General features: G+C 56.0%; 1 rRNA gene. It reads left to right on the top strand.

Annotated features, from left to right (window positions below):
* A 16S ribosomal RNA gene (locus tag KW850_RS32880) occupies window positions 1-259 on the top strand; the annotation flags it as partial.

Below are 259 nucleotides of genomic sequence, written 5' to 3'. Positions count from 1 at the left end.
AAGTCGAGCGAATCAATAGGAGCTTGCTCCTGTTGGTTAGCGGCGGACGGGTGAGTAACACGTGGGCAACCTGCCTGTAAGACTGGGATAACACCGGGAAACCGGTGCTAATACCGGATAATCCTTTCCCTCTCATGAGGGAAAGCTGAAAGTCGGTTTCGGCTGACACTTACAGATGGGCCCGCGGCGCATTAGCTAGTTGGTGAGGTAACGGCTCACCAAGGCGACGATGCGTAGCCGACCTGAGAGGGTGATCGGC

The organism is Bacillus sp. sid0103 (assembly GCF_019219025.1).
Note: the sequence above shows the minus strand (reverse complement) of the source record. Positions and strands in the feature narration are given on the sequence as shown.